General features: G+C 60.1%; 8 protein-coding genes and 1 pseudogene. 7 read left to right on the top strand and 2 right to left on the bottom strand.

The features are described 5' to 3' along the window. Positions 1 to 118: pseudogene (locus tag GVL50_RS29155) on the top strand (IS110 family transposase); the annotation flags it as partial. A 99-nt stretch (positions 119 to 217) separates the two neighbouring features. Here GVL50_RS29155 and GVL50_RS24225 read toward each other — a convergent pair. Further along, entirely contained in the window at positions 218 to 1168 is a 951-nt protein-coding gene (locus tag GVL50_RS24225; protein ID WP_159815315.1) for a DUF1853 family protein, read from the bottom strand. Positions 1169 to 1283: 115 nt separating this feature from the next. On the opposite strand from GVL50_RS24225, the gene GVL50_RS24220 reads away from it, so the two are divergent. From GVL50_RS24220 to pepN, 6 genes are read left to right on the top strand one after another with little or no spacing between them, the layout of a single operon-like run. Further along, a complete protein-coding gene (locus tag GVL50_RS24220; RefSeq protein WP_003224174.1) occupies positions 1284 to 2174 on the top strand; it encodes an NAD(+) kinase in 891 nt (296 codons plus the stop codon). Then, positions 2174 to 3145: a metallophosphoesterase gene (locus GVL50_RS24215; RefSeq protein WP_053119407.1), complete on the top strand. Its 972-nt coding sequence runs from the start codon at positions 2174 to 2176 to the stop codon at positions 3143 to 3145. Before GVL50_RS24220 ends, GVL50_RS24215 begins: the two co-directional genes overlap by 1 nt. Continuing rightward, entirely contained in the window at positions 3142 to 4011 is an 870-nt protein-coding gene (locus GVL50_RS24210) for a rhomboid family intramembrane serine protease (protein ID WP_159815314.1), read from the top strand. Before GVL50_RS24215 ends, GVL50_RS24210 begins: the two co-directional genes overlap by 4 nt. A 33-nt stretch (positions 4012 to 4044) precedes the next feature. Continuing rightward, positions 4045 to 4305: a YeaC family protein gene (locus tag GVL50_RS24205; RefSeq protein WP_007919229.1), complete on the top strand. Its 261-nt coding sequence runs from the start codon at positions 4045 to 4047 to the stop codon at positions 4303 to 4305. After that, positions 4302 to 5132: a DUF2797 domain-containing protein gene (locus GVL50_RS24200; protein WP_053119411.1), complete on the top strand. Its 831-nt coding sequence runs from the start codon at positions 4302 to 4304 to the stop codon at positions 5130 to 5132. Before GVL50_RS24205 ends, GVL50_RS24200 begins: the two co-directional genes overlap by 4 nt. A 10-nt stretch (positions 5133 to 5142) precedes the next feature. After that, on the top strand, positions 5143 to 7800 hold the full coding sequence (pepN, locus tag GVL50_RS24195; protein ID WP_159815313.1) for an aminopeptidase N: 2658 nt from the start codon (positions 5143 to 5145) through the stop codon (positions 7798 to 7800). A 264-nt stretch (positions 7801 to 8064) separates the two neighbouring features. Here the strand turns inward: pepN and katG are convergent, their stop codons facing one another. Continuing rightward, positions 8065 to 10335 (bottom strand): catalase/peroxidase HPI, encoded by a 2271-nt coding sequence (gene katG, locus GVL50_RS24190; protein WP_159815312.1) that lies wholly within the window; start codon positions 10333 to 10335, stop codon positions 8065 to 8067. Positions 10336 to 10574 lie beyond the last annotated feature (239 nt).

The raw sequence follows: 10574 nt of genomic DNA, 5'->3' as shown, positions 1-10574 counted from the left end.
TCATCGAAACAAGGGCAAGGCCACCACTGAAGCGCTGGTGATTTTGTCACGTAAACTCGCGCGTATTGCATACGCGCTGCTGAAGAGCGAGAAAGCATACGTCAGCAAAACTGCCTAAAAAACGTTGTTCGCAACCATAGAATCTCCCACAGGGGAATGCATTCCAAATGTGGGAGCGGGCTTGCTCGCGAAGAGGCCATTTCAAACACCAAAAATCTTAGGCCTGCCCCGGCACATTCGGCCAAAGATCCGACACCAGAAACAACCGCTCCGCCTCTTCCCAATCGCCCCGCGCATTCTCGGTCAGGCGCACCAGCAATTGCGCCGGCGCCATCGGTTCCAGCTCCTCCAGCCACGCCTGCAAATGCACCTCGCTCCAGGTCTGATCCGCCGGGTAATGCGCCGGCGCCAGCCACGCGTGACGGGGCAGGGGCTGCCAGCGACCGGCCGGGCGTTGCGCGACGAACGCTGGCCAATCCTTTTGATGCAACCAACTGCCGCGCAGATGCTGCGGGTGCGCGCCGCTTGGCGACTCAGCCTGACCGGGCCACGGATACAGTAGATAGCCGCCCAGCCACAATTGCGCGCTGAACGACTCGATATCCAGCGCCGCCAAGGCTTCACGGCTTTCCGGTCGCGCCGAGATCGGCAGTTGATGACCGGCCAGATGCGCCAGTTTGCGATCCAGCCGATCATGACAACCCGGCCCCAGCCATTGCGCCGAATCACGCCCATCGCCCTGTTGCGGCCCGAGGTACAGCTTGATCGCCAGTTCCAGATGATGCACGCCATCGCGGTCACGCAGCAGCATGTCGAGTTCGCCGAGCGTATGACCTTCGCGGCGGATCGGCAGGTTGGCGGCAATCAGCTCGATCCCCGGCGCCTGCGCCACGGCAAATTGCCACAGCCGCTCGTAATACAGGCCCAGACGCCGCGTGCGCGCCTGCGATAACCAATGCAGCAAACCGTAGCTGTCGCGGTCGAGCTGGCGCAGCCAATGTTCGAGGCGATGTGGGTCATTCACCCAGTCGCTGCCGGCCAGCGGATGGCGCTGCGGCCACGGCGTGGTGGCGAGCATCGGCGGGGCGAGGATCACCCACGCCAGATCCCGCACTTCCGGATGGCGCAATTGGTGAGGCAACTGGAGCAGGTCGGGAAATAGGATCATCTTGCGAGCATAGCCGTAAACACGAGCGCGCCCTTGAGGCTGAAAGGATTTTGTCTATCTGGCGCTTTCGCCCATAATCCTGTTTTTCGCGTTTTCGATTGTCCGCAGAGGTCCCATGGAGCAATTTCGTAATATCGGCATCATCGGTCGCCTGGGCAGTTCCCAGGTGCTGGATACCGTCCGCCGACTGAAACGGTTTCTGCTCGATCGTCACCTGCATGTGATCCTCGAAGACACCATCGCTGAAGTGCTGCCGGGCCACGGCCTGCAAACCTCGTCGCGCAAGATGCTCGGCGAAGTCTGCGACATGGTCATCGTCGTCGGCGGTGACGGCAGCCTGCTCGGCGCCGCGCGTGCGCTGGCCAAACACAATATTCCGGTGCTGGGCATCAACCGTGGCAGCCTCGGCTTCCTCACCGATATTCGCCCGGATGAACTGGAAGTCGAAGTCGCCAAGGTGCTCGACGGCCACTATCTGGTGGAAAACCGCTTCCTGCTGCAAGCCGAAGTGCGCCGTCACGCCGAGGCCATTGGCCAGGGCGACGCGCTCAACGACGTGGTGCTGCACCCCGGCAAATCGACGCGGATGATCGAGTTCGAGCTGTACATCGACGGCCAGTTCGTTTGCAGCCAGAAGGCCGACGGCCTGATCGTCGCGACGCCGACCGGTTCCACGGCTTACGCGCTGTCCGCCGGTGGCCCGATCATGCATCCCAAGCTCGATGCCATTGTGATCGTGCCGATGTACCCCCATATGTTGTCGAGCCGGCCAATTGTGGTCGATGGCAACAGTGAGCTGAAAATCGTCGTGTCGAAAAACATGCAGATTTACCCGCAAGTCTCCTGCGACGGGCAGAACCACTTCACCTGCGCGCCGGGCGACACCATCACCGTCAGCAAGAAAGCACAGAAGCTGCGCCTGATTCATCCGCTCGACCACAACTACTATGAAGTCTGCCGCACCAAGCTCGGCTGGGGCAGCAAGTTGGGTGGTGGAGGCGACTGATGCTCGATCCCGCGCGCAGTTATGACCTGATTGGTGACGTGCACGGATGCGCCCTGACCCTCGAACACTTGCTTGACCGACTCGGTTATCACAAGCAAGGCGGGGTCTGGCGGCATCCATCGCGCATGGCCGTGTTCGTTGGCGACATCATCGACCGTGGCCCGCGCATTCGCGAGGCGCTGCACATCGTCCATGACATGGTCGAGGCCGGCCAGGCCTTGTGCATCATGGGCAACCACGAATTCAACGCACTCGGCTGGAGCACCCCGGCGCCACCGGGCAGCGGCAAGCAATTCGTCCGCGAGCACACCAAGCGCCACGCGCGGTTGCTCCACGAAACCCTGACGCAGTTCGAAGGCCATCCCGGCGACTGGCACGATTTCCAGCGCTGGTTCTATGAGCTGCCGCTGTTTGTCGACGCCGGACGTTTCCGCGTCGTGCATGCCTGTTGGGATGCCGGCCTGATCGAACCGCTGCGCGCGCTGTTCCCTAATGGCTGCATCGATGAGCATTTCCTCCAGGCCTCGGCGGTACCGGACAGCTTCGCCTGCACCGTGTTCGACCGTTTGCTGCGTGGCACCGACATGCGCCTGCCCGATGGTTTGACCATGACCAGCGGCGACGGTCTGGTGCGTTCGTTCTTCCGCACCAAGTTCTGGGAAGACGACCCGAAAACCTATGGCGACATCGTCTTCCAGCCCGATGCCTTGCCGGAACCGGTGGCGCAAACGCCGCTGACCTCCACTGAAAAGAATTCCCTGCTGCGCTACGGCGTCGACGAGCCGTTGCTGTTCGTCGGCCACTACTGGCGCAGCGGCAAACCGGCGCCGATCCGGCCAAACCTCGCGTGTCTGGATTACAGCGCCGTGCTCTACGGCAAACTCGTTGCTTATCGCCTGGATCAGGAAACCTTCCTCGATCCAAATAAATTTGTCTGGGTCGATGTTGAGCGGCCGGAGGTGCTGCAATGAGTTCGGTAGCGGTATTACGTCTGCCTTTAGGCGTGGATCTGAGCGGTTTCGTCAAACTGCTGCAACGCATGCAAGTACCGCATCGCGTCAGTGAAGAGGCGGGCGAGCAAGTGTTGTGGGCGCCGTCGGAAATCAGCGAAGACGTGCGCTCACTGTACGAACGCTTCCCGGCCGGCGATCCCGATCAGCAACTGGACATTCCCGTCGCGCCGACCGTCAAACGCCCAAGCTTCGCCGAACAACTGAAATACGCCAAGGCCACCGGCTTCATTTTGCTGCTGTGCCTGATCGTCGGCGGCCTGACTTACCTCGGTGAAAACCTGCAAACCCTGCGCTGGCTGACCTTGCTCGACTTCCAGGTGGTCGGCGAATACATCCATTTCACGCCGTTGGCCGACAGTCTGGCAGCGGGGCAGTGGTGGCGTCTGGTTACGCCGATGCTGATCCACTTCGGCATCCTGCACCTGGCCATGAACGGCATGTGGTATTGGGAGCTGGGCCGGCGCATCGAGTCGCGGCAGGGCAGCATCAACCTGATCGGCCTGACGCTGCTGTTCAGCCTGGTCTCTAACTATGCGCAATACATCTGGAGCGGCCCGACGCTGTTCGGCGGCCTCTCTGGCGTGCTGTACGGTTTGCTCGGGCATTGCTGGATCTTCCAGTTGCTGGCGCCGAACCCGGCCTATCGCCTGCCGCGCGGCGTGCTGGTGATGATGCTGGTGTGGTTGCTGGTGTGCATGTCCGGGGTGATCTCGGTCATCGGTTTCGGCGAAATCGCCAACGCCGCCCACGTCGGCGGGTTACTCATCGGATGCTTCACCGGTTTGTTGGGTGGTTTGTATAACCGCCGTAAACTGGCCGCCTGAATTTTTTTGTAGATAAAGAGCACGGAGACCCTGATGTCCTCTTTTAACGACATGATCAACAACATCACCCCGGACATCTACGAGAGCCTGAAACTGGCCGTGGAAATCGGCAAATGGTCGGACGGTGGCAAACTCACCGCCGAGCAGCGCGAGCTGTCGTTGCAGGCGATGATCGCCTGGGAAATCCAGAACCTGCCTGAAGATCAGCGCACCGGTTACATGGGCCCGCAAGAATGTGCATCGAAGTCGATCGAAGTGCCGAACATTCTGTTCAAGTCGGATGCTATCCATTGATCGAGATTGGCCGCGGTGCAATCAGCAAAATGTCGGCGCGCCTCGACGGGCCGAACGTGCAATACGCGTTTCGTCTGGATGACGTCGAGGTGCCGGTCAATCCCATGATCGGCACCACGGTGCGTCTGGAGTACCTGGGGGCGATCCACTGCACCCATTGCGGGCGCAAGACCAAAACCAGTTTCAGTCAGGGCTATTGCTACCCGTGCATGACCAAACTGGCGCAATGCGACCTGTGCATCATGAGCCCGGAGCGTTGCCACTATGACGCCGGCACCTGCCGCGATCCAGCGTGGGGCGAGCAGTTCTGCATGACCGATCACGTTGTGTATTTGTCCAATTCGTCGGGCATCAAGGTGGGCATCACCCGTGCAACGCAACTGCCAACGCGCTGGATCGATCAGGGCGCGTGTCAGGCGTTGCCGATCATGCGCGTCTCGACGCGGCAGCAGTCGGGCTTCGTGGAAGACCTGTTCCGCAGCCAGGTCGCAGACAAAACCAACTGGCGCGCGTTGCTCAAGGGCGATGCGGCAACGGTGGATCTGGCGCAGGTGCGCGATCAGCTATTTGAAAGCTGCGCCGAAGGCCTGCAGGGTTTGCAGGAGCGATTCGGCCTACAAGCTATTCAGACGATTGCCGATGTAGAACCTCTCGAAATCCGCTATCCGGTCGAGCAATACCCGGCCAAAATCGTCAGCTTCAACCTGGACAAGAACCCGATTGCCGAAGGCACGTTGTTGGGCATCAAAGGCCAGTACCTGATCTTCGATACCGGCGTGATCAATATTCGCAAGTACACGGCTTATCAGCTCGCCGTGCATCAATAAGGACTCCAGCATGCGCACCGAACAACCGAAGATGATTTACCTCAAGGACTATCAGGCGCCCGAGTACCTGATTGACGAAACACACCTGACCTTCGAGTTGTTCGAGGATCACAGCCTGGTGCACGCGCAGTTGGTCATGCGCCGCAACCCGGCGCGTGGCCCGGGCCTGCCGCCGCTGGTGCTCGACGGCCAGCAACTGGAACTGCTCTCGGTGACCCTGGCCGATAAAGAGCTGGGCGCTGCTGACTATCAAGTGTCCGAGAACCATCTGACCCTGCAGCCGACCGCCGAAGCCTTCACGGTCGACACCAGCGTCAAGATCCACCCGGAAACCAACACCGCACTGGAGGGCTTGTACAAGTCCGGCACGATGTTCTGCACCCAGTGCGAAGCCGAAGGTTTCCGCAAGATCACTTATTACCTCGACCGCCCGGACGTGATGAGCAAGTTCACCACCACCGTGGTCGCCGAACAGCACAGCTATCCGGTGCTGCTCTCCAACGGCAACCCGATTGCCTCGGGCCCTGGCGAAGACGGCCGGCACTGGGCAACGTGGGAAGACCCGTTCATGAAACCGGCATACCTGTTCGCGCTGGTGGCCGGTGATTTGTGGTGCGTTGAAGACACTTTCACCACCATGACCGATCGCACCGTCGCGCTGCGTATTTACGTCGAGCCGGAAAACATCGACAAGTGCCAGCACGCGATGAACAGCCTGAAGAAGTCGATGCGCTGGGACGAAGAGGTTTACGGTCGCGAGTACGATCTGGACATCTTCATGATCGTCGCCGTCAACGACTTCAACATGGGCGCGATGGAGAACAAGGGCCTTAACATCTTCAACTCCAGCGCCGTGCTCGCTCGCGCCGAAACCGCGACCGATGCTGCGCATCAGCGCGTTGAAGCGATCGTCGCTCACGAATACTTCCACAACTGGTCGGGCAACCGCGTGACCTGCCGCGACTGGTTCCAGTTGTCGCTGAAAGAAGGCTTCACCGTATTCCGCGATTCCGGCTTCTCCGCCGACATGAACTCGGCCACGGTCAAACGTATTCAGGACGTCGCGTATCTGCGAACCCACCAGTTCGCCGAAGATGCCGGCCCGATGGCCCACGCCGTGCGTCCGGACAGCTTCATCGAGATCTCCAACTTCTACACCCTGACCGTGTACGAAAAGGGCTCGGAAGTGGTCGGCATGATCCACACCTTGCTCGGCGCCGAAGGTTTCCGTAAGGGCAGTGATCTGTACTTCGATCGCCATGACGGCCAAGCCGTGACCTGCGACGACTTCATCAAAGCGATGGAAGATGCCAACGGCGTCGACCTGACCCAGTTCAAGCGCTGGTACAGCCAGGCCGGTACGCCGCGTCTGGCGGTGAGCGAGTCGTACGACGCCGCCGCGAAAACCTACAGCCTGACCTTCCGCCAGAGCTGCCCGGAAACCCCGGACAAAGTTGAAAAACTGCCGTTCGTGATTCCGGTCGAGCTCGGCCTGCTCGACAGCAAAGGCAACGAAATTGCCCTGCGTCTGAGCGGCGAAGCGGCGGCGCAAGGCACCACCCGGGTGATCTCGGTGACTGAAGCCGAGCAGACCTTCACTTTCGTTGACATCGCTGAACAGCCGCTGCCATCGCTGCTGCGCGGTTTCTCGGCGCCGGTGAAACTGAGTTTCCCGTACAACCGCGATCAACTGATGTTCCTGATGCAGCACGACAGCGACGGTTTCAACCGCTGGGATGCCGGTCAGCAACTGTCGGTGCAAGTGCTGCAAGAACTGATTGGCCAGCAGCAGAAGGGCGAAAGCCTCAAGCTCGACCCGCGTCTGGTGTCGGCGCTGCGTACCGTGCTGTCGGATGAATCGCTGGATCAGGCAATGGTCGCCGAAATGCTTTCGCTGCCGGGTGAGGCTTACCTCACGGAAATCAGCGAAGTGGCGGATGTTGATGCGATCCATATCGCCCGTGAGTTCGCGCGCAAGCAATTGGCCGAAGGCTTGTTCGAGGCGCTGTGGCTGCGTTATCAGGCCAACCGCGACCTGTCGAAGAAAACCCCGTACGTCGCCGAAGCCGAGCATTTTGCCCGTCGCGCGCTGCAGAACATTGCCCTGTCTTATCTGATGCTCAGCGGCAAGCCAGAAGTGTTGGCGGCGGCGCTGGAACAGTTTGAAAACGCCGACAACATGACCGAGCGCCTGACTGCGCTGGCGGTGTTGGTCAACTCGCCGTTCGAAGAGCAGAAAGCGCTGGCGCTGGCGAGTTTTGCCGAGCACTTCAAGGACAACCCGCTGGTTATGGATCAGTGGTTCAGCGTGCAGGCTGGCAGCACCTTGCCGGGCGGTCTGGAGCGCGTGAAGGCGCTGATGCAGCATCCGGCGTTCAACATCAAAAACCCGAACAAAGTGCGTGCGCTGGTCGGCGCGTTCGCCGGGCAGAACCTGATCAACTTCCATGCGGCGGATGGTTCCGGTTATCGCTTCCTGGCGGATCTGGTGATTGAGCTGAACGGCTTCAACCCGCAGATCGCTTCTCGCCAATTGGCACCGCTGACGCGCTGGCGCAAATACGACGATGCGCGCCAGGCGCTGATGAAAGGCGAGCTGGAGCGGATTCGGGCGTCGGGGCAGTTGTCGAGTGATGTGTTTGAGGTGGTGAGCAAAAGCCTGGCTTGATACCTGTGGTGGAGCTTTCCCTCACCCTAACCCTCTCCCGGAGGGAGAGGGGACTGACCGAGGTGTCTTTTGCTATACACCGACCTGAATGACCGAGTCGAACTCAGGATCTGAAAGGCCCCCAATCAGCTCCCTTTCCCCCTCTACCCCTTGGGGGAGAGGGCTGGGGTGAGGGGGTAGGATTTAAGCTCCACCACAACCCCCAAACCGTACACACAAAAAAACGCCGCGTTAAAAAATGCGGCGTTTTCATTTCCCGAAAAATTACTTCAGATCAAACCGATCCAGATTCGTCACCTTCGTCCAGGCAGCGACGAAGTCTTTGACGAACTGCTCCTTCGCATCCGAACTGGCATACACCTCAGCCAATGCCCGCAACTGCGCATTGGAACCAAACACCAAATCAACCCGCGTCGCCGTCCACTTCACATTCCCGGTCTTGCGATCGCGCCCCTCAAACTCATCCGCATCCCGCGATGTCGGCTTCCACTCCACGCCCATGTCCAGCAGGTTGGTGAAGAAGTCATTGGTCAGCGCTTCAGTCTGGCTGGTGAAGACACCATGCCGGCTCTGCCCAACGTTGGTATTCAACACCCGCAAACCACCCAGCAACACGGTCATTTCCGGCGCGGTCAACGTCAGCAGTTGCGCCTTGTCGATCAACAGCGCCTCCGCCGATACCGTGTATTTGCCCTTGCTGTAGTTGCGGAAACCATCGGCAATCGGCTCAAGGAAACCAAACGACTCGACGTCGGTTTGCTCCTGCGTGGCATCGGTACGCCCCGGATGGAACGGCACGCTGACTGAATGACCGGCGTTTTTCGCCGCTTGTTCGATGCCCGCATTGCCTGCCAGCACGATCAGATCCGCCAGCGAGACTTGCTTGCCGGCTGCGCCGCCATTGAACTGGTTTTGAATCCCTTCAAGGGTGCTCAGCACTTTATCCAGTTGCTCGGGCTGGTTGGCCTGCCAGAACTTCTGCGGTGCCAGACGCAGACGACCCCCGTTGGCGCCACCGCGTTTGTCCGAACCACGGAACGTCGAGAGTGCCGCCCAAGCCGTCGAGACCAGTTGCGAAACCGATAGGCCCGACTCAAGGATTTTACTTTTCAGTGCTGCGGCGTCGCCTTCGTCGATCAGCGGGTGCGTGACGTCCGGAATCGGATCCTGCCAAAGCAATTCTTCGCTCGGCAGTTCCGGGCCGAGGTAGCGCGACAGCGGGCCCATGTCGCGGTGGATCAGTTTGTACCAGGCGCGGGCGAAGGCGTCGGCCAGTTGCTCAGGATTGGCGAGGAAGCGCCGGGAGATCTGCTCGTAGGCCGGATCGAAACGCAGCGCCAGGTCAGACGTCAGCATGGTCGGCGAAAGTTTTTTGCTCGGGTCATGGGCATGTGGAACCGTGCCGGCACCGGCGCCGTTTTTCGGGATCCACTGATGCGCACCCGCGGGGCTTTTACTCAGCTCCCACTCGAAGCCGAACAGGTTTTCCAGATAGTTGTTGCTCCACTTGGTCGGCGTGGTCGTCCAGGTCACTTCGAGGCCGCTGGTGATGGTGTCGGCACCTTTGCCGGTGCCGAAAGCGTTGCGCCAACCGAGGCCTTGTTCTTCCAATCCAGCCGCTTCCGGTTCCGGCCCGACATTGTCGGCAGGCCCGGCGCCGTGGGTTTTACCGAAGGCGTGACCGCCGGCGATCAGCGCCACGGTTTCTTCGTCGTTCATGGCCATGCGGCCGAAGGTTTCGCGGATATCGTGGGCGGACGCGACGGGATCAGGATTGCCTTCCGGGCCTTCCGGGTTCACGTAGATCAAACCCATCTGCACGGCGGCGAGGGGATTTTCCAGATTGCGTTCGCCCTGATCGGTACGGCTTTCCTCTTTACCGTGCAAATCCGGCTCCGCCACCAGCGTGCCGTCACCGGGCTCCTGCATCGGTGCGTTGTCTTTGCCATAGCGACTGTCGCCGCCGAGCCATTCGTGTTCCGAACCCCAGTAAACGTCCTCGTCCGGTTCCCAGACATCGGCGCGGCCACCGGAATAGCCGAAGGTTTTGAAGCCCATCGATTCCAGCGCGACGTTACCGGTGAGGACAATCAGATCCGCCCAGGAAATATTGCGGCCGTATTTCTGCTTGATCGGCCATAGCAAGCGGCGGGCCTTGTCGAGGCTGACGTTGTCCGGCCAACTGTTGAGCGGGGCAAAACGCTGTTGACCCGAGCCAGCGCCACCACGGCCATCCGCGGTTCGATAGGTGCCGGCGCTGTGCCAGGCCATGCGCACGAAGAGCGGGCCATAATGGCCGAAGTCTGCCGGCCACCAGTCCTGGGAGTCGGTCATCAGCGCGGTGAGGTCTTGTTTCAGGGCTTGAAAATCGAGGCTTTTGAAGGCGCTGGCGTAGTCGAAGTCCTTGCCCAACGGATCGGACTTGGGCGAGTGCTGACTCAGAATTTTCAGGTTGAGTTGATTCGGCCACCAGTCACGGTTCGTCGTACCACCACCGGCGGCGTGGTTGAACGGGCATTTCGATTCGTTTGCCATGTTCGAGTCCTTATCAGGTCTGCTACGGCCGGCTCGTGCCGACTTCGGACTAGTAAGGCTAGACCCGACTGGGCAAGTCAGCTAATAGGCCGACTGATGGACACTGATAGGCAAAGTCTTTTATTGCCCTGCACGTGTAGGAGCTGCCGAAGTCTGCGATCTTTTGATCTTTTCTCTAAAAGATCAGGATCAAAAGATCGCAGCCTTCGGCAGCTCCTACATTGGCTTTGAGGCGAAAA

Origin of the sequence: Pseudomonas sp. 18058 (assembly GCF_902706155.1) — a bacterium.
Classification (GTDB): domain Bacteria; phylum Pseudomonadota; class Gammaproteobacteria; order Pseudomonadales; family Pseudomonadaceae; genus Aquipseudomonas; species Aquipseudomonas rustica.
Note: the sequence above shows the minus strand (reverse complement) of the source record. Positions and strands in the feature narration are given on the sequence as shown.

Bases quoted from the DNA above. Each gene is read 5' to 3' on its own strand.
- GVL50_RS24225 (WP_159815315.1), bottom strand. From the start codon at position 1,168: ATGATCCTATTTCCCGACCTGCTCCAGTTGCCTCACCAATTGCGCCAT.
- GVL50_RS24220 (WP_003224174.1), top strand. From the start codon at position 1,284: ATGGAGCAATTTCGTAATATCGGCATCATCGGTCGCCTGGGCAGTTCC.
- GVL50_RS24215 (WP_053119407.1), top strand. From the start codon at position 2,174: ATGCTCGATCCCGCGCGCAGTTATGACCTGATTGGTGACGTGCACGGA.
- GVL50_RS24210 (WP_159815314.1), top strand. From the start codon at position 3,142: ATGAGTTCGGTAGCGGTATTACGTCTGCCTTTAGGCGTGGATCTGAGC.
- GVL50_RS24205 (WP_007919229.1), top strand. From the start codon at position 4,045: ATGTCCTCTTTTAACGACATGATCAACAACATCACCCCGGACATCTAC.
- pepN (WP_159815313.1), top strand. From the start codon at position 5,143: ATGCGCACCGAACAACCGAAGATGATTTACCTCAAGGACTATCAGGCG.
- katG (WP_159815312.1), bottom strand. From the start codon at position 10,335: ATGGCAAACGAATCGAAATGCCCGTTCAACCACGCCGCCGGTGGTGGT.